General features: G+C 39.4%; 16 protein-coding genes and 4 pseudogenes. 4 read left to right on the top strand and 16 right to left on the bottom strand.

The window, feature by feature from the left end; all coding sequences use genetic code 11:
* Positions 1–29: 29 nt before the first annotated feature.
* The 4 genes from L3V77_RS00960 to L3V77_RS00945 all read right to left on the bottom strand — a co-directional run bounded on the left by L3V77_RS00960 (position 30) and on the right by L3V77_RS00945 (position 4,529).
* A complete protein-coding gene (locus L3V77_RS00960) occupies positions 30–1,055 on the bottom strand; it encodes an NAD-dependent epimerase/dehydratase family protein (RefSeq protein ID WP_275135358.1) in 1,026 nt (341 codons plus the stop codon).
* Positions 1,056–1,111: 56 nt separating this feature from the next.
* Positions 1,112–2,389 (bottom strand): Vi polysaccharide biosynthesis UDP-N-acetylglucosamine C-6 dehydrogenase TviB, encoded by a 1,278-nt coding sequence (gene tviB / locus L3V77_RS00955; protein WP_275135357.1) that lies wholly within the window; start codon positions 2,387–2,389, stop codon positions 1,112–1,114.
* Positions 2,390–2,448: 59 nt separating this feature from the next.
* Positions 2,449–3,645 (bottom strand): methionine adenosyltransferase, encoded by a 1,197-nt coding sequence (metK, locus tag L3V77_RS00950; protein ID WP_275135356.1) that lies wholly within the window; start codon positions 3,643–3,645, stop codon positions 2,449–2,451.
* A gap of 113 nt (positions 3,646–3,758) precedes the next feature.
* A complete protein-coding gene (locus L3V77_RS00945; RefSeq protein WP_275135355.1) occupies positions 3,759–4,529 on the bottom strand; it encodes a Wzz/FepE/Etk N-terminal domain-containing protein in 771 nt (256 codons plus the stop codon).
* A 249-nt stretch (positions 4,530–4,778) separates the two neighbouring features.
* On the opposite strand from L3V77_RS00945, the pseudogene L3V77_RS00940 reads away from it, so the two are divergent.
* Positions 4,779–4,967, top strand: a pseudogene (locus L3V77_RS00940) (NAD-dependent epimerase/dehydratase family protein); the annotation flags it as partial.
* Here the strand turns inward: L3V77_RS00940 and L3V77_RS00935 are convergent.
* Both L3V77_RS00935 and L3V77_RS00930 read right to left on the bottom strand, forming a co-directional pair.
* Positions 4,964–5,749 (bottom strand): annotated as a pseudogene (locus tag L3V77_RS00935) (transposase); the annotation flags it as partial. The pseudogenes L3V77_RS00940 and L3V77_RS00935 overlap by 4 nt on opposite strands.
* Positions 5,736–6,096: pseudogene (locus L3V77_RS00930) on the bottom strand (helix-turn-helix domain-containing protein); the annotation flags it as partial. The pseudogenes L3V77_RS00935 and L3V77_RS00930, both read right to left, overlap by 14 nt.
* A 46-nt stretch (positions 6,097–6,142) precedes the next feature.
* Here L3V77_RS00930 and L3V77_RS00925 point away from each other — a divergent pair.
* From L3V77_RS00925 to L3V77_RS00915, 3 genes and pseudogenes are all read left to right on the top strand, one after another.
* A pseudogene (locus tag L3V77_RS00925) lies at positions 6,143–7,040 on the top strand (IS3 family transposase); the annotation flags it as partial.
* 117 nt (positions 7,041–7,157) lie between these two features.
* On the top strand, positions 7,158–8,111 hold the full coding sequence (gene lpxM / locus L3V77_RS00920; RefSeq protein ID WP_275136662.1) for a lauroyl-Kdo(2)-lipid IV(A) myristoyltransferase: 954 nt from the start codon (positions 7,158–7,160) through the stop codon (positions 8,109–8,111).
* Positions 8,112–9,323: 1,212 nt separating this feature from the next.
* A complete protein-coding gene (locus tag L3V77_RS00915) occupies positions 9,324–10,400 on the top strand; it encodes a glycosyltransferase family 52 (protein WP_275135354.1) in 1,077 nt (358 codons plus the stop codon).
* Between the two features lie 97 nt (positions 10,401–10,497).
* Here the strand turns inward: L3V77_RS00915 and pseI are convergent, their stop codons facing one another.
* From pseI to L3V77_RS00865, 10 genes are all read right to left on the bottom strand, one after another.
* A complete protein-coding gene (gene pseI, locus L3V77_RS00910) occupies positions 10,498–11,535 on the bottom strand; it encodes a pseudaminic acid synthase (protein WP_275135353.1) in 1,038 nt (345 codons plus the stop codon).
* A gap of 10 nt (positions 11,536–11,545) precedes the next feature.
* On the bottom strand, positions 11,546–12,253 hold the full coding sequence (locus L3V77_RS00905) for a VOC family protein (protein ID WP_275135352.1): 708 nt from the start codon (positions 12,251–12,253) through the stop codon (positions 11,546–11,548).
* Between the two features lie 11 nt (positions 12,254–12,264).
* A complete protein-coding gene (pseH, locus tag L3V77_RS00900; protein WP_275135351.1) occupies positions 12,265–14,457 on the bottom strand; it encodes a UDP-4-amino-4,6-dideoxy-N-acetyl-beta-L-altrosamine N-acetyltransferase in 2,193 nt (730 codons plus the stop codon).
* The gene (gene pseG / locus L3V77_RS00895; RefSeq protein ID WP_275135350.1) at positions 14,444–15,574 is read right to left on the bottom strand and encodes a UDP-2,4-diacetamido-2,4,6-trideoxy-beta-L-altropyranose hydrolase; all 1,131 of its coding nucleotides are present in this window, start codon (positions 15,572–15,574) and stop codon (positions 14,444–14,446) included. The genes pseH and pseG overlap by 14 nt, the downstream gene beginning before the upstream one ends.
* A gap of 219 nt (positions 15,575–15,793) precedes the next feature.
* Positions 15,794–16,567 (bottom strand): SDR family oxidoreductase, encoded by a 774-nt coding sequence (locus L3V77_RS00890; protein WP_275135349.1) that lies wholly within the window; start codon positions 16,565–16,567, stop codon positions 15,794–15,796.
* Between the two features lie 14 nt (positions 16,568–16,581).
* Positions 16,582–18,195 carry an aldo/keto reductase gene (locus tag L3V77_RS00885; protein ID WP_275135348.1) on the bottom strand — a complete coding sequence of 538 codons (1,614 nt, stop codon included), beginning with the start codon at positions 18,193–18,195 and terminating at the stop codon, positions 16,582–16,584.
* Entirely contained in the window at positions 18,192–19,349 is a 1,158-nt protein-coding gene (pseC, locus tag L3V77_RS00880; RefSeq protein WP_275135347.1) for a UDP-4-amino-4,6-dideoxy-N-acetyl-beta-L-altrosamine transaminase, read from the bottom strand. Before pseC ends, L3V77_RS00885 begins: the two co-directional genes overlap by 4 nt.
* A 9-nt stretch (positions 19,350–19,358) precedes the next feature.
* Positions 19,359–20,372 (bottom strand): UDP-N-acetylglucosamine 4,6-dehydratase (inverting), encoded by a 1,014-nt coding sequence (gene pseB / locus L3V77_RS00875; protein ID WP_275135346.1) that lies wholly within the window; start codon positions 20,370–20,372, stop codon positions 19,359–19,361.
* Between the two features lie 135 nt (positions 20,373–20,507).
* Positions 20,508–21,590 (bottom strand): glycosyltransferase family 4 protein, encoded by a 1,083-nt coding sequence (locus L3V77_RS00870; protein ID WP_275135345.1) that lies wholly within the window; start codon positions 21,588–21,590, stop codon positions 20,508–20,510.
* Positions 21,591–21,602: 12 nt separating this feature from the next.
* Positions 21,603–22,379, bottom strand: a complete 777-nt coding sequence (locus L3V77_RS00865) for a glycosyltransferase family 2 protein (RefSeq protein ID WP_275135344.1) — start codon at positions 22,377–22,379, stop codon at positions 21,603–21,605.
* Between the last annotated feature and the right edge of the window lie 13 nt (positions 22,380–22,392).

Genomic DNA, 22,392 nt, shown 5'->3' with positions numbered 1-22,392 from the left:
TCTATTTGAAAAATCTTGGAAGATACATATTAATAATGTATCTTATTTATTTCATGATTTTTGTACCAAGGCATTGCTTTCTCTAATCCTAGATAAATATCATATTCAGGTTCATACCCTAATTTATCTTTGGCTTTCCCTATATCCGCTTGAGAATGGCGAACATCTCCCGGTCTAAACTCTTGATATATAGGTTCGACATTTTCAACATCTAAATGTTTTGCAATTTCTTTAAAAAGGATATTTAGTGTTGTCCTATCACCTACCGCTACATTATAAATTTGATCCTTTGCTCCGTCCAACGCCGTCGCTGCAAGAATATTCATTTGAACAGTATTGTTAATAAAGCAAAAGTCACGGCTAGTTTCGCCATCGCCATTAATGAAGACTTGTTCCCTTTTAATCATAGAAGCAGTCCATTTTGGAATAACTGCAGCATACGCACCATTAGGGTCTTGTCTTGGACCAAATACATTAAAATAACGAAGACCTATCGATTTGAATCCGTACGTACGAGCAAATACATTTGCATACAACTCATTTACGTATTTAGTTACTGCATAGGGGGATAATGGATTACCTATATTTTCTTCCACTTTAGGTAGAGCGGGGTGATCTCCGTAGGTAGAACTACTTGCAGCATAGGTAAAACTTTTAACTTCTTCTTCTTTAGCTGCCGTAAGCACATTAATAAATCCAGAGACATTTGCCGCATTGGTAGCAATAGGATCAGCAATTGATCGCGGTACACTACCTAAAGCGGCCTGGTGCAGTACATAATTGACGCCTTTCATTGCAGACTGGCAGTTTTCGTAATTACAAATATCACCGTTTATAAAAACAAATTTTTCCCATTGACCATCGGTAACTAACTCTTGTACCTCATCAAGATTATATTGGTGACCTGTTGAGAGGTTATCTAAGCCAATTACCGTTTGATTTAATTTCAATAGTGTTTCTAAAAGATTTGAACCAATAAAGCCAGCGACTCCAGTTATTAACCAAGTTTTAGGTGCAATCATTAGTTCTTGCTTAATTTTCTCGAATTTGTTCATAATTTACTCGCGTGTGAGAAGAATATATCATGGCCTAATATCTATAAAAATAGTAATTACAGACGCATATCCACATCTGATTTATCTAAAACGTATTTCAAATCATAAAGTACATGAATTTCTTTACCCAAACTACGTATAGCTTCTACACCCATAGCCTTAAACTCGCTGTGCCCAACAGCAATGATGATAGCATCATAATAATTAATTTTAGGCTCGGTAAGTGATAGGTTGTATTCATAACGAGCTTCTTCATCTGAACACCATGGATCAGTAATATCAACATTGATATTGTATTCTTTAAGTTCAGATACAATATCAACGACCTTGGTATTACGTAAATCTGGACAATTTTCTTTAAAAGTTAAACCCATGATTAATACATTAGCCCCTTCCACGTGAATACGTTTTCCCAACATATTCTTCACCAGTTGTGACACGACGTACTTACCCATATTATCATTAAGACGACGGCCTGCTAGAATCATCTCAGGGTGATAGCCGACAGTTTGTGCTTTATGCGTAAGATAATAAGGATCAACACCAATACAATGCCCACCGACTAAACCAGGACGGAAAGGTAAAAAATTCCATTTTGTTCCAGCAGCCTCTAAAACTTCTAAAGTATCAATATCTAGTTTATTAAAGATAATCGACAACTCATTAATTAGCGCTATATTTACATCCCGCTGAGTATTCTCAATTACCTTTGCTGCCTCCGCAACTTTAATCGTCGAAGCTTTGTGAGTTCCAGCCGTGATGACCATTTTATATAATTGATCAACAAATTCAGCAACTTCCGGTGTTGAACCACTAGTAACTTTAAGAATATTGGTAACTCGGTGCTCTTTATCTCCGGGATTAATTCTCTCCGGTGAATAGCCAGCAAAAAAATCTTGATTAAATATTAAGTTTGAAACTGATTCTATAACTGGTATGCAAACTTCCTCTGTCGCTCCAGGGTATACTGTAGATTCATAAATAATCACATCACCTTTATTTACAATTGTTCCTAACGCCTCAGATGCTTTAACCAACGGTGATAAATCTGGCTGTTTGTGCCCATCTATAGGTGTAGGAACGGTGACTATATATACGTTGCATTCCCTTAGCTTTTCGAGAGAGGATGTATAAGTGAGATATTCCGCCTCGCCTAATTCTTCTTTACTACATTCAAGCGTAAAGTCTTGTCCCTGAGACAATTCATCAATGCGTATTTGGTTAATATCAAAACCAATTGTTGGTGTTTTTTTTCCAAACTCAACCGCTAATGGAAGTCCTACATAGCCTAAGCCAATAATCGCAATTTTTGCATTTTGTATTGAAAAACTCATAAGAGACAAGCCTAATTAATAATAGTCCGTTTACGTATTCAAAACCTTAATCACTTTACTTAATTGAATGATTGAAATTTTTCTATTTCATCTAATTGTTCCCAAGGATAGTCACTTTGTCCAACTTGACCACGAGATGCCACATCGGCATAAAGAAAGGTTTCAGAACTTGGTTTATCTAAATTAAATTTCTTCGTAATCCAATTTGGCGTTAAAGAAAAGTTATCAATAATAAATTGTGATAATTCATCATCATCTACTTTGGTAAACGTTCCTTGAGTATCTACTGAAACAGACGTTGGTTTTGCTACACCGATAGCATAAGAAAGCTGAACGATACATTTAGTCGCTAGACCTGCTGCTACAATATGTTTCGCTAACCAACGACCTGCATATAAACCAGAACGGTCAACCTTTGTGTAATCTTTAGATGACTGTGCACCACCACCAATAGGAGCATAACCACCAAATGAATCTACTATTAACTTACGCCCAGTTAAACCAGAATCATGTAAGGAACTATGGTTTACATAACGACCTGTTGGGTTGATATGTATAATAGTTTCTTGTGGATTATAGAGGTCAGTTGGTAAACCAGTATCGTCAATTAAACCTTGAATTAAAGTACGAACTTCTTCAATTGGCATGTTTTCTACAGATGGTGCTGAAACGACGATTGTGTGAATTCTTTGAGGCTTACCATTTTCGAAGTTTTCTTTGTTACCGTAATCAACCGTAACTTGAGTTTTGATATCAACACCAAGTTTATGATCATGACTTAGCGCATAGTGGTATACCTTATCACTAAGCATTCGAGCGTAAGAAATAGCAGAAGGCATAAAGTCGGCCGTTTCTGCAATAGCATAGCCAAACATAATGCCTTGGTCACCAGCACCTGTCTCACCGTCTTTTTGGTCAACCCCTTGGTTGATGTCAGGTGATTGCTGATTTAATAATACTTGAACGTTAATATCATCAGGGTGTAAGCATTGCTCATTTGTGAAAGCACTTTTCCCCGTGTAACCAATCTTAATCAATGCATCTTTTACAATTTTTTCATAATCCGCTTGTGAAAGATTGGCTGTTGTTTTTACTTCACCACCAATAATGATATTTTTACCAGCAACAAAAACTTCGCTAGCGACACGTGATTGTGAATCGTGAATGATAAGTGCATCAACAATAGAGTCTGAGATGATATCTGCACATTTATCAGGGTGACCTGGTGCTACCACTTCACTTGTAAACAAATACATTTATTAATCCTTATTTAAATTTTTATACGCTACCGCCCATAGGTTGTAAACGCATACCCAAGGCGATAAATGATACATTTCTTTATTATATTATTGGAATTGAATTCCTGTACTTACTCTTTTTTCCTAAACATAAACACAATCAGCACAAGCACCCCGCCCAGCATGCTGCCAAGAAGTGTGCCAAATAAAATATTCCGCATACGTTTTGATTTAACGTGGCTGGTTGCTTCTACTGGCTCTTGAGTCACACGAGCAAGTTCTGTACTTGGGCTTTTTAGCAGAGCAATTTTATACAATTGCTCTGCGTATTTTTCTGCTAGAACTTCTTTAACCGTGGGGCTATCTGTTGTGTTAATAAGCGACTTTAAAGGAACTAGCGCAAGCTCAGCTTTATCCAATTCCAATTCAACTAATACTTTATTAATATTTTCAGTAAACACTTGGACATTACTAAAAATCAAACTAGGGTTTAGACCCTGCTGGGAAACGGTAATTATATCTCCAGTAGATGAAATATTTAATCGAGAAATCGGGACGTCAGTCATCTTCTGAATACGTATTATAGCTTCTTTTCCAGCTATAATACGTAGAGCATGGTTGCCTTGAGGGCCAATATTGACCCCTATAGAGTAAGGGTCTGCATCAATCACCAATACTGCTTTTGATTCATACACACTCGGTTGCCTTAGAGAAAATACAGTAACGCCCACAGCAAATAGCAACGTTATGCCTAAGATCCATACTTTACCAGCCCACAAAACCACAAATAACTCTTTTAAGTCAATTTCATCATTATTCATCTGCAAATTCTGATATTTTTCTGTGGAAAGTGATTGATAGGTTACTCGAGAGCTAGAATCGCTCTGGGTCACATTTGACATATTAACATCCATTCCAAACATGTTATCGCTCAAGGGTTAGCCGTACCCTCAAGCGTATAGGTAATAAATTTGAGGATACTATATAGGAAAACATGTAAAGAATTAATATAAAGTGTGATGCAAAGCAAATTTATAGGCGGAAGTGGCATTTTGATCACAATACACTAGTTTCTTACAACCTCCTTTTGCCTGCTGCACCACAGCTGATATAATCCTTTATTATATTCAGTGTAATAGGTAAGGTTATCTATGATCATCTTAACAGGTGGAGCCGGCATGATCGGCAGCAACATTATCAAAACACTTAATGACCAAGGCATCAATGACATCCTTGTTGTTGACAACCTTAAAAACGGTAAGAAATTCGAGAATCTGGTCGACTTAGAAATAACAGATTATATGGATCGTGATGACTTTCTTGTTCAAGTAATCTCTGGATAACCACGCCACGCAACAAGCCGATCAAGTACTCGAAGGACACGTGCTGTCTGTAAACTCAAATCAATTTCTACTGCGAGTGCTTCATAATTAAAATCGTCTAAAAGGTTAAATGTACAAAAACGTCTGCCACACAGTAATGATTCGCTCATAAAATCCATAGACCAGCACACATTTACTTTCCCCGGGACGCACAGCGGCATTGGATTACGCGTTGCTATTCGCCTCTTACCGTGTCGACGCATATTCAAGTTCAACAAACAATATACTCGATGAACTCGCTTATGGTTCCATTTGTAATGCCATCATTTTAGAGTTTTAAATAACTTACTAAAACTGTAAGCGGGATAACGTTCACCACTTTTTGAAGTGCATCAATGATCTCATCGTCTGATGGGGATCAGGCTGATATCGACAAACTGAGTCACTAATGCCAACAACTCGGAAAGCTCTGCGTAGACTGATGTTGTGCGTTTTTATCACATAATCAACCAGCGCACGGCGAACCGATGGTTTTACAGTTTTTTTTCGATAATGTCTTTAAGAATGACGTTATCCAAACTCAAATCTGCGTACATTTTTTTTAATCGTCGGTTCTCATCTTCAAGCTCTTTTAATCGCTTGATATCCGAGCTACTCATGCCGCCGTATTTGGACTTCTAATTATAATACGTAGCATCTGAAATATCGTATTCACGACAGACATCCGATACCTTTCGGCCAGCCTCAACTTCCTTCAAGATCTTAACAATCTGCGATTCTATATAACGTGATTTTTTCAGGAGACCAGTTTAATTCTAGCTTTTCTGAGACTAATTGTCTTAATCCGGTATTCATTTTTATTTATTTCCCGGCATATAATAGAGGGTGCTCTATTGAGTTTTGAGGCCATTTCTCGAATGCTTAGTTTTGCTGATAAACCTGCACGAATTTCTTCACGCTCTTCCAAAGTGAGATGATGTCTAGATCTGCATCGAGCTTGGGGCTGGATACCACCATGTTCTCGTAAAATTGAAAACATAGAATCAGGCTTCTAATCAAGAACTCTTGCTATGTCGCTAAAGCCAGCTCCAGCTTTCCAAAGTTTAAAAAATAAGTCTTTCTCATCTTGTGTAAATGTCCGCTTCATCGTTAGTTATCCTGCATTGTTACAGTGACCATTTGAACTTATCACCGTGTACTTTGCGGGCGAGTCAAAGAAAAGTGCACGTTCATAAAATCTCGACTCCAACGTTTTCCAGTCTTACTGATGTGCCAAGTACTTAGTATTCATCGTAGCGGTTTTTATGCATGGCGACGTCAACCTATGAGTAAGAAAGCGCGAGAAGATCTGCGTTTGCTAGGAGAAATCAAGCAGTTCTGGTTAGAAAGTGGTTGTACTTACGGCTATAGAAATATCACTATTGATCTAAAAAGTGATGGTAAAAATTGCGGTAAAAACCGAGTTCTCGATATCATGAAGCAACATAAAATCAAAGCTATTCGTGGTTATAGGCAACATCTAGGGTTTCATTCAGGTAACCAACATCCAGCAGCACCAAATACGCTAAATAGAGAATTTAAAGTCAATCAGTCAGATCAGTATTGGGTGACTGATTTTACTTATATTCGCCCTCATGAGGGTTGGTTATACGTCACGGTAGTTATTGACCTATTTTCTAGGAAAGTGATTGGATGGACAATGAAGAGTAGCCCGAAGGCAGACTTAGTATCGATGCTTTATTTATGGCTGTTTGGCGCAGAAGGCCAAAAGAAAAAGTACTCGTTCATTCAAACCAAGGTGTTCAATATACTTCGTCAGATTGGCGCAGTTTTCTAAATGCACACAATTTAGAAACGAGTATTAGTCGATGTGGAAACTGCCATGATAATGCGGTGGCGGAAAGTTTTTTCTCGCTACTTAAGAAAGATAGAGTTAAACGAAAAATCTACAAAAATCGTGCTGAAGCTAAGGCAGAAATATTTAACTACGTTGAGTGTTTCTATAATCCTAAAAGAAATCATGGCACAAATAATGGCTTGTCGCCGAATGAATATGAACGACGTTATTTCGATGAGCTAGAAACTGTCTAAAATTCTAGGTCCTTACCAGGCTGCTCAACAACACCTTACGTGAAAGGAAGTTTTGCCAGACGAAGTAGATTATGTTTATACTTGCTTTCAGTAACACCTTAGATAATTTTATTAGGCATTATGAAACAACGAGAAGATTTTAACCCAGACGCATACAATCCAACTTTTAAATGGATATTTCTCAGTCCAAAATACTGGGGGACATGGTCATCAATTCTAATCGTTTCATTGGTTAGCTTGTTCCCCGCTGCTTTTAAATTTTTGATCTCAAAATTTCTAGCTAGGATCGCAATCAAAATAAAAAATAAAGCCAATAAAAGAGCCAGAGTAAACTTAAAAATGTGCTTCCCCGACATATCTACAAGCGAAAGAGAAGTTCTTTTATTTAACACTTATGTAACTTCCATTTCTTTTTTACTAAATTTCGCTTCTCTTTCTCTAAAGAGCAAAGGCTGGTTAGAAAACAATACTACTATTAATGGTATTGATAATCTAACATGTATTACAGAACAAGGTGGCAATGTGATTCTTCTCGTTCCTCATACTTGGTCAATTGATATACCAGCAGTTTTATTAGCGTCTAGAGGATTACCTGTATCTGCCATGGCAAAAGCCCAAAAAAATCAAGTATCTGATTGGTTATTGCATAAGCAGAGAGTGCAATACGGCGGTAGAGTGTATGATCGAAGCCAAGGAATAAAACCTTTTATCAGATCTATTCGCGATGGTTATCTTGGGTACTACCTTCCAGATGAAGATCTTGGACTTGACAACAGCGTATTTGTTGACTTTTTTGCTACAACAAAAGCTACGATCTCCGGTTTAGGAAGACTTTCACATATTAGCCGTGCTAAAATTGTTCCTCTTTTTGCTACTTACAATGCTAAATCAGGAAGATATCAACTCGATTTATACCCAGCACTTCCCTTTCCAACAGGAAATGAACACGATGATGCGCGAATGATGAATCAATGCATTGAAGAATACGTAAATAAAAAACCTGAACAATACATGTGGATCTTAAGACTACTAAAAACTCGTCCAGATACAGACAAAAATCCTTATAAATAATGTATATAATAAAAACACTTAATTTCATACATTCACTGCCTATATATTGGGCACTTAGTGGCCTTTTTTTAGTTCATAAAGGCGATAAAATTCTAGTCGGTGTGATTCTACTATCACTAATATTAAAGTTAATTACGCACTTAACCTCTATTGATAGAATCACAGTACGCTTATCCAGGTTTAATAGCATTATTTTCGTAGCCGCAATTTATGCGTCCATATCGTACTTCGGAAATGGTTACAGTTCCTCCGAGATACGAGTACTACTTTCGACTCTCTTATATTTATATATATCCGCTCCTAAGGTAGAAGAGATTAAACATCATCTAGTCTTGATTTTATTGGCTCTGTCCTCAATAGCTATAATGTATACAACATATGATATTTTATATACTCATAAACTTGGACGAATGGCTTTGCCTCTTAATGCTATACCTTACGCCAATTTTATCGCAGTTCTTGGATTGTTAAGCATATTTATTTCCCTTCTAAAAGAAAAAATTAAGTACAAAATAATTAATGCCATAACGTTAATTCTAATTCTTCTTTGTGTCGTATTCACAGACACTCGCGGAACTTGGCTAGCCATAATGTTTACTAGTATCCCTTTGTCAGTTTTTTTACTATTTAATTACAAGCTAAATATAAAAAAAACTCTCGTTTTTATTTTATTGGCGTTGTCATGCGTTACTTTAGTATCTTTTCCTCACCTCGAAAAGCGATATCAGTACACAAAAACTGAACTAATTCGTCTACAGAAAAATGAATTAAATAGCTCTTGGGGTATTAGGGTCCAACTGTGGCAAGTTGGATTACAAGTAATCTCTGATACTCCATCGTTTATCGGTATAGGTCAAACAAAGCACCTAACTATAATCAAAGAGAAGTTAAAGACCAATGAAGCAGGCAAATCTCTATCTCATTTCGACAACAAAAACTTCCATAATTCTTACATAGACAGGACAGTCAAGTATGGATTCATCGGTTTGGGTATTTTCTTAGCTTTCCTTAGTTATCCGTTCTATAGAGGCCTCAAGGAAAAAGATCCTCGGCTAAAAATCCCATTGGTTACGTTGCCCATATTCGTATCAGTAGCGGCATTGACCTATGTACCTCTATCGCACCCAGGTACCTTCTTCCTGTATATTTTTATAATGCATTACTATATACAAGCCTCTGATATGGCACGAGAGAAAAGATTGGAAATTACTAATGCATAAGAACTTGTATATATGCTCTACGCTTAGACACCTTTTATTTTCTGTATCTAAAGCTTCAAACGAGTTAAGCACTCCAGCGACAATCCTTTTCTTTAAGGACTATCAAAATATTGAGCAAGATTCCATTGATGTCTCCTCTCTACCGGAACACATCCAGTTGGTAACGCTAACTCGAAAAGAACTGAATAATCACTTTAAACAATCTTTGATTGGAAAAATTATACTCGCCTGTGCTTTACGTAAACTGTCTTTAGGCGCTCTCATTCAATCAAAGTTACTTCAACTTCTAAATGATTTTTATCCCGCTCTCAACCTAGAAAAAGACAACGTTACTTTATTTGTATTTAATGAAAGAAACAAAATGTCTCGGCTGTTTAGGTTATTAGTTGAACAATACGAAATGATTGAAGATGGTGTTGGTAATTATTATAAAATACCCATTAAAGGCTATAAGAAATACATTCGCGCTATAACTGGTAAGCCGTCTGATTACTGGGTATTTGGAGAGGATAATAAGTGTCAAAGAATTCACGTCGTCTATCCGGAGAACTTGCCTGAAGATGTTCGAAGTAAAGGAAAAAAAATTGACTTTTTGACCAATAAATTAGGTATCGAAAACCTAAATCACGTATTTAAATCTCATGCTAAGGAAATGGATACAGACGTAATTATTGCAACCCAGCCGACATCAAAAGCTTATCAGTCAGAATACGAAGACCCCGAATTTCAAATTAAAATCTATCAATACATGATTGACTATTGCCGAACAAACAGCTTAAAGATCGCCTTTAAACTGCACCCAAGTGAGTCGATAGATACGTATCAAACCTTATATCCAGATGAAGTTTATTTACCAACCAAACAGCCGCTAGAGCTTGTTGTTTTAAATTGCAGTGCAACACCCAATATAATGTCAATAAACTCAACAGCAGGACTAGGGTTTGAGAGTTTCTGCACCAGAAAGTCATTAATACTGGATGAAGACACCACCCGATTTGGAGAGATTATGGTTAACTGGGAAAAAGAACCTGAACTTCTTAAAAAGAGAATTGAAGAGCTGCTTAGTTAGTTAACGCTCGAGGCCTCAATTGATTCGCTTCGTAAAACCAGATCCCCACTTTAGTGGGGATGACGAGGGGCCGCAGGAATGACAACGGATTGAGTACTTACTTAAAATGCCCAAATTTTAACGGCGTACCAAACGTTAGGTCTTCCGTTGCTGTACTACCTATAACATCATCAAGGTATTTGGGTAGTATGCCATTTCCCGGTCGAATCGACCTGACATGCTCATCAGTAAATATCTCACCTTTTGCTATGTCTTTAACTATGTACAATGAGCGGCGATGAGGTTTCGTTTGAGATTCTGCTTCGGTACTAATAAAGTTAGGCTGACCTAACGACTCAAATGCCATCGCACAGTTATCGACTAAAGACTTTAACTCTTCTTTTTCCAATGAGAATGCAGAGTCAGGGCCACCATCCGCTCTTGCTAGAGTGAAGTGCTTTTCAATGACACACGCCCCAAGTGCAACGGCGGCAATCGAAACACCAATACCCATGGTATGGTCGGATAAACCAACCTCGCAGTTAAACGCCCCTCTCATTACAGACATCGTCGAGATGTTCGCTTGATCGGCGGGTGTCGGGTAACCACTTGTACAATGCAGTAATACTAACTCTTTTGCGCCGGCGCCTTTCGCGGCTAATACGGCTTCTTCAATTTCCGCTAGGTTCGCATTCCCCGTCGACATAATGATGGGTTTGCCTGTTGACGCTACTTTTCTGATTAATGGTAGATCGATGAGCTCGAACGAAGCTATTTTGTAAGCCGGAGCATCAAGTGCTTGCAAAAAATCGACTGCAGTATGGTCAAAAGGAGAGCTAAATATTGTAATACCTAGTTTTTTTGCTTCATCAAACAATACCTTATGCCAATCCCAAGGTGTATGGGCATCTTGATATAAGTCGTATAGTCGAGACCCATTCCACAAACCACCTTTGATCAGAAATTCATCACCATCGTGGTCGATGGTGATCGTGTCTGCGGTATACGTTTGCAGTTTGACCGCATCTGCGCCCGCTTCTTTTGCAGCTTTGATGAGCTCTATCGCCCTTTTAATATCACCATTATGATTACCCGACATTTCTGCGATGATATATGGTTTATGTCCCGCACCAATCTTTCTACCTGCAATTTGCATATTTTATTCTCTATTTTAATTTGCTATCAATGTAGCGATTTATCTTGGCCAAATCATCAAGCTCAGACATCTGACTCGCAGGTATACTTATCTCGAACTGTTTCTCAATCTCCATTATTAATAATAGATGTTTGAATGAGTCCCACTCGGTGCATACCTTCATTGATACTTCGCCCATATCACTATAGTTCGTTTCCATCACTTGATTGTAAACCGTGAGCACCTGCTCTGAAGCCTCTGCCTCATTTGAATTAACTGGTGTTATCACCGGTGACAATCGCTCAAAAGACGGTGGATAGGCTTCTAGCACCTCAAACAAGCCGTGATCGGGATGGATTAAAAAAGCGACTCTTCGGCCATCGAAGGCACCATCCGCTCTGGGTTCAACAACTAGCTTAGCGTTACTTTCTTGAGCTTTGGTCACCGCGACTTCAATATCTGCCACCGCATAACAAAGATGATACGCCCCGCTACCCTGTTTAATATGGCTTAAGATAGGTGATTTATCATTCAACGGGGACAATATTTCAACCGTTCCCATCCCGTTCAGCTCCACGAATGCATAATAAACACCTTGGGCTGGGTTTTTTCCCGGCCCACGTAGAAGCTTACTCCCTGGAATAGATAAGAAGTCTCTCAAGGTTTTTTCTAGATTTAACGTTGTTACTGCATAATGATCGACATGTAACACGCCAATAGTTGAAAACAAGGGATCCACTTTATTACTCCTTAATTAACCCAGTCGGACTTAATAATCTGATCATAGCTTTGAATATTGTCTTGGGTAAGACTAAACAGCCATTTTTCATTCGCTTTCTGAAAACTATTCGTCGAATACAGTGATTCTACTGGCATGTTTTTCTTACTCGCAATAAAACGACCTTCTACCTGTTGAACGCCAGACTGCATCGCCTTTTCAAGCAGTTTTGACAGTATCGCTTTTTCAATATCTCGCCCCATCACTCTGCAGGACATAACAAAATTATCTATCGTCCACAATGACTCTGTTATATGAACGACTAAGGCTGCTACGCCTTCAAAATCAGACGAGTATTTGTCTTTGGTCTTGACGTGAATAACCATAGAGTTCTCACTATCAGAGTACGCTTTAAGCTGCTCTTTACTGTACCTTGTCGTGGTGGTATTAAATTGATTTGTCTTGCTAAACAGCTGATACGTGCGGTCAAAATTGTCGGCATTTAAAGATTCCAATCGAGCTTCCATCTCTAAACTTTTCAAAAAACTCTCTCTATCTCCAAAGCTCGATTCTGCTTTTTTAATATTGACTCGTTTTTTATATAATTCCGCTCGGCGCTTATCAGAATCATTCACACTTGCTACCCATAATTCTGGCAACTGTGAGATAAACTCAAACCATTCTGCAGGGTCTTCGGGTAACTCAGGGACAAAAACATTGGGTAGGTGGCGTCTTACTTCTGCCCTTTCTACTGGATTATCATCGATAAAACATAATGAAGACTCACCAAGATTAAGCTCTTGTGCTAATGCTTGAATATTCGAAGCTTTGCTTTCCCAGTTAATTCTCCAGGTTACAAAATCATCTTTACGTAAACGCATATTGGTATGCTTTTCAATCGCTTCTAATGCGACACTTTCCGTATTCTTACTGCATACCGTAAGCAAAATACCTTTCTCTTTAAGTGATAGGAATAATGATTGAAGATCCCGATAGATATTACCGGGGTAATCACCACCAAGTGCGATACCTTCCATTCCATCATCGCCGATGATGCCACCCCAAAGGGTGTTATCAAGGTCGAGAACTAATGCTCTTGCTGTTAATACATTTGAAGCCATCACACTGCCAATAATAGCCTTCGAATACGCTTGCAAATACTGAGCACTAAAAGGCGCTCTTGCTACATACCAGAATTTATTGGAAAAAGAGCTAGCGGAGCCGTGTCTTCTGATTTGATCACTATAAGGAATAATATGTATCCCGTTTTCGGCCACCAGCTGATACAAACGTTGGTTCCAAGTGGCGATCAAACTATCCAATTCAGAACCTGAGAGCCTTTCTGACAATGTGTGCGGGTACCCTTTCTGCAAAGAAAAATCGGCAACATAGATAGGATTTTTTCTACTGGAAGCCAATTGCGCAATAAATTCAATATACTGCGTTACTCTTTCTTCTATGCTGATCAGGGCGTCATACGTCGACGTGGTATATATATCGGGGTAAAAATCCTCTACGCGCTCGATGAACAAATACGCGGCATCGTCTACGTTTAACTCTCGATTATTTGGGTCAAGCAGATCAAGCATATAGCGACCAAACTCGCTCTGCTTCACCTGATAAGGGAATTGAGGGTAGATTTCGCATTCTCTACGAAGTTTATCGGCTAAAAAATCCGTATTATGAGAAGCAAACAGATAAAGACTCGCTCTTGAATCTATTCGATTATGTGGGTATTCGTATTTCATATACACCACTTCCTTGCCCGTCTCAGTAGCTGAATCTGGTGCTTGGCATTTCGTAAAACCGCACTTCCTATGCAGGATCCAAGCAAGTTGATTATCTTTCAATGACTCACAATACAATTCATGCAGTTTCAGCGTTTTATCTGCGTAGCCAATCACAGCCTGCTCTAACTCTAGCCACACCGAGGTGCGCTCTGATTGGTCTAGGTTGGCATTATCTAAATAAAACCCCCACCATGCTGTCGCGCTCTTGATATCTCGCTCATAAATAGTCACCACACCTACCGGCTTGTCATTGCTCTCAAAGACCAGGATTTCCCGCTCTTTCATCTGCATGGTTTTATCCCACCATCCAGAATGTTCATCTTTAGAGATAAGGTGGTCTGTCAGCATCACCGATCTTACATCCTGATGATTGCGCCATTCTAAGACCATCCATTTATCGGCTTCAACAGCAGGACGAATTCTATAGTTTTTCATTTTCTGACATCTCAATTAATTCTTTACACACTTTTTGACAGCCAATTCCATCAATCATTTCCGCACAAATTTCAGATTGCGTATATAGAGCAACATAATTTGATTTAAATGATTCATAAGCCCTTTTATAGTCGTTGGAAGAAAGCGTTTCGCTCAACCCTAAAAAGTTATGCCCATTCACTTCATTCAAATCTTTCGCCAATTGTGTTTGATTATCTGCGACGGAACAAACGATACCGGGCAATGCCAATACACATCGCTCCCATGTCGTCGCGCCTACCGCGCCCACATAAAGATACGAATTTGAAAAATAGTCCATCATATTAGAAACTTGGATATGTAAATCCACTCGGTCGCTGTTATTTTTTATCAACTTTTTGAGCGACTCAATATTCGGGTTATTCATCCCAACAATGACATCAAAATGATCATTATTATCTGGAACATCTAATAAACCGGAAAGTGCTTTTTCTGTCTCGTTGCCAATATCAATACCACCAAAAAATAGAACCACATTTCTAATGTCATATCTTGACGAGTAGTCTTGAAGCTCATCCCTTACTGATTTAAATTCTGGGCGAAGCAAAGCAAAAGATGGTCCAGTTAATAACATTGATGCCTGAGGGACTAGACCGCTATAGCGACTTGAACCGTTAATATAGAAATTTTGATCAAGTAGTAAATCGCATTCATGCACCCGGTCAGCCAAATCATCGATCTGCATAATATGTCGAGTAAACGGCCTAACTGCTGAATGCCATTGATGTTCAATCGCGTAATTATCAGCAATAATCCAATCAAATTTGGTGGACGAACTTGTTGATAGGTAAGCTTGTATCGCCTCAGTTATCTGATCGATTTCCTCTTTATAACTGACTTCTAGCCAAGCGGCATGCGGGCAATGCTTTTCATTCGATAAGTTAACATTTTCTTTAACCGACAAGGGCACAACTTGATGCTGCGTCTTAAGCATCTCAATCAAGTTTCCTGGCATTTTTCTACAGAAAAAGACCACTTCGTGGCCTTCTAATCTAAGTTGGTTCGCTAATGTAAGCGTGCGGTACACGTGTCCCGTGCCCATTTTTAATGAGGCATCGACTCTACATCCAAATAACACATTCAACCTCAACCATTAAAAGAAGTAAAAAACCACCTGCAGATAAGGTGGGATTAGACCCTCACTTTCGTGAGGATGACAGGTTCTAATAACCTTAACCAACCCCTTCGTCATTCCCGTGAAAACGGGAATCTTGGTGGAATCAGATCCCAACTTTCGTGGGGATGACGCTAATCGGTTTGTACTTAACGTCCTTCGGGCATAAATAAAGGCTTATTATTACCAAGCCGTCCAACCACCATCAACAGCCAAGTTACAACCGTTGACGTAAGAGCTCGCCTTGCTTGCCAAGAAAACAACTGGCCCTTGGATCTCTTCTGGAGTTCCTACTCTTTTCATAGGCACTTTGTTTGCCAGAACGTTCAAAAATGGTTCAGCGTTATTCGCTATATTTGGAAAAGGCCCAGGTGATATGCTGTTAAAGCGAATATTTTCCTTTCCAAACTCGCAGGCACCATATTTACTCCACTGAATTAGAGCGGCTTTCGCAGCGCCATAAAACGGTGGGTTAGTACCTTCGGCGGTATTGTAGATACCTAAATCTGGGGAAACACAACCATACATAGAAGAAATATTAACAACAGATGCGTATCCAACACGTTTTACAGACGCTCTTAACAGTGGCAATGCCACCTGAAATAGATTGTTGGCTGACTCTACTGTTATTTTATAAGCATTGGTAAAATCGCTGCCTTCACTGCATTCAATTGTACCGCCCTTACCTGCATACGCATTGTTTATAATGACGGCCAGAGTGCCTTTATATTGAGCGAAGAACTGATTGATAGAATGGGTATCGGTGACATCAAAAACAGCCGCTTCTGCGCTATATCCTAATTCGGCTAGTTCCGAGATCGTTCTATTCGCATTCTCTTTGTTCCTAGAGTTCACAAGTACCTTCGCTCCTGATGAAGCTAAGCCGATACACATTTCTTTACCAAGGTATCCAGTGGCACCCGTAACTAATACGGTTATTTCTTTTAAATCAAACATATTATTCTCGTTCATTATGTCCACAACGCTGGGTTCAGAAGCTTGTCATTTATACTTTCAGGTCGAGAGGTATCAATAGAACCAAGTTGCGTAACACTTAATGCCGGAAGCGCCATCATGTTGGCATTCTCAATAACTTGCTCAACATTGTCACTCCCTAACACTAACCCATCAATCCAAATTTGAGACAAAACGTAGCGAATACAGAGTTGATGTACATTGTTAGAGTTGGTTTCTTCAACGTGTCTTTTTAGCCAATCTGGTATTTCTGTTTGATTATCACATGCCTTTGCCCAAAGCTCTTTTTTATCCGTTAACAGTAGCCCTTGTAGAAAAACACTTCTTACATGAATAATAAGGTCACGTTTTTTCTTCTCTTGAAGAATCAGAGGAATTAAGTCATTCCAACGATAGTCAAGTATGTTAAATGGCAATTGGATGATTGAAATATCAGCGTTAGAAAGTGCGAGCTCCAGTTCCTGTGCCGATTGCACAGATGCACCTAGTTTTTCAATATAACCTTCAGATTTGAGGGCTTTCAGTTTCTCAAAAATCACACCATTAAATGCCGTAATATGAGATGTTCTGTGTAACATCAATACATCTAGCTTATCTAGTTTTAGATTTTTACAAGAACGTAAAACGGAATTTTCGACCAGATTTTGCACTAATGCTTCACTGGTATTTTCATTTATCGTTGCAAGCGGATCTAATTTCGTGATGACGGTCTGTCGACCTTGCCAACCTTGTGTTAACCACTTACCGATTACAGCTTCACTTTCACCGTAAGCTCGAGCGGTATCGATATAGGAAACGCCTAAATTAATCGCGCTAGACAACATGTCATGAGCCTGTTCTATATTCGGTTGGCCAGCATCATTATTGATACCATAGTTAAGACCTAATTGAACACTTCCCAATACAAGCTTTTCAGCCTTGCCTACTCCCTTAAAATCCGCTTTCAACCTATCGACCAGTTCCCAACAAGACACATCCAAAGGATTTTCAATTGAGTCGAATAATGTAGACATGTGTATATAGTCATCAAAGCTGTCTACAGTACAACGCAGGTGACCTAATTGCTTGTCAGCATAGGTGGTTAAATAGCGGTCTCCATATTTGTGGCGTACGTAAGGGGTTACATGCTCTTGGTCAAAAGCGTCAGAGGTCGACGCATTCGCTTCACGTAGACAAGACAGGTAGGTAACCTCTACAGACATACCATAAGGAAGGCCAGAGGCTTCTCCGTTTGCACAAAGATACATTAATGACGAACCTATAAGCTCTTGAATAACTTCAGCAATGAATTCTGCATCTGGGACAACATTATCGGCCGTTAAACGAACCACTATCGTTTCATCGTCATATTCTGAAAACGCTTTAACAAACCGATCTAATACATTATTTAAACTCCCTCGAAAATAAGGGACGTTGTGAGACTCTAACGTATGACATAAGTGATCATCCGTTGCTTCTTCAGAGGTAAGAACTTTAAGATCAAATTGTTTATTATTAACCGCTCTTTTCGCAGCGAGTACCGATAAAGGCATCCCTCCAATCGGTAACAACACTTTTCCCGGAAGACGGCTAGAGTTTGTTCTTGCTTGCAGCCCAACGACGACTTTCATTTTAGGGTCTCTTTAATGGCAGTAACGACGTCACTTTGTTGATCTTCTGACATCAAATGGAACATAGGCAAAGATATCGCTTCTTGATAGTAACGTTCTGATTCAGGAAAATCCCCCCACTTAAAGCCCATTTTTTGATAATACGGTTGAGTATGTACCGGGATATAGTGAAGATTAACACCAATGCCTTTTTCTCGCAGTTCGTTAAATACCTGCAAATGGGTTTTAGATATCTCATCAAGTTTTAGGCGAATAACATACAGATGCAGCCCCGAATAGGTACCTTCTAATTGGATTGGAAGCACGATGGGTAAACCCGACAAAAGCTGATAGTACTTGTTTGCGAGCTTGTGTCTCTCACTAACAAAAGCACTCAAACGCTCCATCTGAGAAACACCTAAAGCCGCTTGTAACTCTGTCATTCTATAATTATAGCCAAGTTCTACCTGCTCATAGTACCAACCACCATGAGACTCACCTTCCATTAGATCAGGATCTCGAGTCACACCATGGCTTCTAAACAGATTCATCTTATCAGCGAGGGTTTTATCATTGGTGAGCGCGGCACCACCTTCCGCGGTGGTTACAATTTTTACTGGATGAAAACTAAATACGGTAATATCCGAAAAATCACAACTTCCCACGACGCTTTCTTTATAGCGTCCACCTATCGCATGCGAGGCATCTTCTATGATTTTAAAGCCAAACTCTTTAGACAGTTCGTGTATCACCTCCATGTCACAAGACTGCCCGCACAAATGTACTGGGACAACGACTTTAGGCAAACACTTCGCTTTTTTTGCTTCGATAAGCTTTTGCTGTAATTTTTTCGGACACATATTATAGGTATCAGGATCGATATCTACAAAATTGACCTTAGCGCCACAATATAGCCCGCAATTTGCCGAGGCTACAAAGGTGGTTGGAGAGGTCCAGAGAATATCCCCTTCACCAAGCTCTAGAGCCAAACACGCGATATGCAGAGCCGACGTCGCACTGTTTACCGCTAGCGCATAGTTTGCACCCGTCACATTCGTCAACGATTTTTCAAACGCAGGAACCTTTGGTCCTTGTGTTAAAAAATCTGATTTCAGTACTTCAACAACCGCATCGATATCTTGTTGAGTAATATCTTGTCTACCGTATGGAATCACAGCCTTTCCTCACACTGAAAAATTAGGGTCAACATGTTCTTTTATGAGATCACGTAAACCTTGGATAGTTTCCCACTCGGTGTTGGTTCCAGAATTGTACTTAAACCCAAACGGTACTTTTTCTGCCTTATGGTGATCCATATATTCATCTTCAGTGTAAGTAAATGAAACTGAAGGCAGAATGGCATAATACTTACCAAGATCAATGGTATTGAGAGAATCCGTATCTGTAATCATTTCTTCATGAAGCTTCTCACCAGGACGGATACCCACCACCTTTGTTTTGCATTCAGGTGCAATCGCTTCGGCTATATCTAGTATTTTGTAAGAAGGGATCTTTGGAATGAAGATTTCTCCACCAAGATGATGTTGAATCGCATACATCACCATGTTTACACCATCTTGAAGGGATATATTGAAACGGGTCATCTCTTCATGCGTGATAGGCAATAGGCCTTCTTTTTTTCTGTCCATAAAAAATGGAATGACAGAACCTCGTGAACCCATTACGTTACCGTAGCGAACCACACTGAACTTGATGTCTTTCGAACCACGAATATTATTTGCTGCCGCAAATAATTTGTCAGATGCAAGTTTTGTTGCGCCATATAGGTTGATAGGTGCACATGCTTTATCAGTAGACAACGCAACCACGTCTTTTACACCACACTGAAGCGCTGCTTGAATTACATTCTCTGCACCATCAATATTGGTACGAATGCATTCCGTTGGGTTGTACTCAGCCGTATCCACTTGCTTAATTGCTGCAGCGTGAATAATGACATCAACACCCTCACAGGCTTGAATCATACGTAAACGGTCACGCACATCACCGATAAAGAAACGAAGTTGAGGGTAATCCTTTTGAGGGTATTTCTGCTTTAACTCAAACTGTTTTAATTCATCACGAGAATAAATAATGATCTTTTTAACATCTTGATATCGCTCCAGTATAGTCTTAATGAACTGTTTACCAAAGGAACCGGTTCCGCCTGTGATGAGTACTGTTTTATTGTTTAGCATAGGTAATTTAACTCTTATCAATTTTTCAATTCGACCGTCATAAAGTAATCTAATATTAGCATGCCACTTTACGTAACTGCGGCATTGTCATAACGTTACTTATGAAGCTCACGTTGTTATTTAGTCAAGCATTTATCAATTTTCGTTCAACAATAATTCGAAGAAATCCAAATGCTTCTTAACCGTTACCTGAGAAGTAAAGTGACTCTGCAACCGTTGCTTTGCCGCTTCGCCCATCTCAAGACATTTATTCTTATCCTGGGCCAATATATTCATCGCTTCACCAAGTGCTTTTGCATTCGAGGTTGGCACGATATAACCCGTACTTCCATCGACCACTAACTCTGGGCCACCACCTGTGGTGGTGACGACCGAAGTGGTCCCGTTAGCCATCGCTTCAATAATCGTCCTTGGCAAGCCTTCTCCACTTACCGATGGTTGTATCTGAAAATCAGCCATGCACATCAAAGAGGGAATATCGGTTCGGTGACCAATGTAATGTATTCTGTCGCTCATCGGGCTGTCTTTCATTTCTTGAAAATGAGGTTCAAAACCACTACCCGCTAAGATTAAGTGAAAATTTGGCGCTGTTATATATTTACTCGCCTGCAAAAGAACAGAAATACCTTTGCTCGGTCTTACATGCGCAGCCGTTATCGCGACAACATCGGTCTCTTTTAACCCCAAAGAGCCTCTATCCGTTGCGGGTACTTTATACCAATCGAGTTCGTGACCTTTATAGATTGTCACCACATGATCTCTATTTTTCCATACTCGCTTAACCACATCTTGTCTTACAGCGTCGGACACACAAACGATACCGTCAACTCGTGGATGCAATTGCGTGAGATACGCACTTGGGTCATGTCGATAAAGGCCACCGGTAGTGCCTCGATAAACAACAAGTTTGACGTCTATCCCGATACAAGCAAACGCAGCATTAGGGATGGTTTTAGAATTAAACGCATAACAGACATCATAATTACCCGCTTTAAGTTCTGTTCTGATTTTTTTTATAGTTTGTAAACAGATCTTACGCTTAGGATAAGCATCGATGACTTTAATGCCACTCTCTTCAAGCTTACTCACATGCTCAGACTCACCTTGAGTCATAATAGTCACTTGGTGACCTTGACGGACCATTTCCATAAAAATGGCCGATTCTGGTCGCAAGCTATTCCATGCATGTAGATAAGAAGCACACACTAATACTTTCATTTTATTCTCTTATTATTTTTTAATTCGAGACTCATTTTCCAATACCCATAAACCAGCATACTTATTAAAGTTCACCTGCGCATACGTCATTGCCACTATAAACCCTACACCACCGTCTAAGAACCCTCTTCTCAACACGTAGATTAAGAAAAACGTCCAAATAGATCTTAATAGCGCAATAATTAAACCGTGCGATTTTCTTCCTTTCCGTTGATACTTTTGCGAACCGAGCCATGCATATCTCGCGGCTTTATTCAAACCGTGGCCAAAATCCCGATGGGTATAGTGCAGTAAAAACCCTTTCAGTACACCAGTACTTCCTGCCACTGGAATGACCGTTTCATGCACTTCATCTAAAGTATATCTGGCACCGTCACGTTTGAATAATCTTAATACTGAACGAGCACTTCTTCCGTAGCGAAGCGTCTTGCCATACAAGGTGACTCCCCAGGGCAGTTTATAGGCGCTATGCTTAATGCTTTCTTGCTCAAGTAAGGATTGTAAAGCGTGCGCCATCGTTTCATCTAGTGCTTCATCCGCATCAATCGATAGCACCCAATCACACGTCGCCTTTTCAAGTGCTCGTTGCTTTTGTTTGCCAAAACCGGGCCAGTCGGTGATCTCGACATGATCGGTATACTTTTTACAAAGCTCAACCGTGTTGTCTGTTGAACCACTATCTAAAACAATAAGCTCGTCAGCAATACCAACTACAGACTTTAAACAGGCTTCTATTCGGTCCTCTTCATTTTTTGTAATAACAATGACCGACAAAGTGTGCTTTTTCATTAAATTATCCTAA

This window comes from Vibrio sp. DW001 (assembly GCF_029016285.1).
Taxonomy (GTDB): domain Bacteria; phylum Pseudomonadota; class Gammaproteobacteria; order Enterobacterales; family Vibrionaceae; genus Vibrio.
The sequence above is the reverse complement of the archived record's forward strand: the minus strand, read 5'-3'. Positions and strand labels throughout refer to the sequence as shown.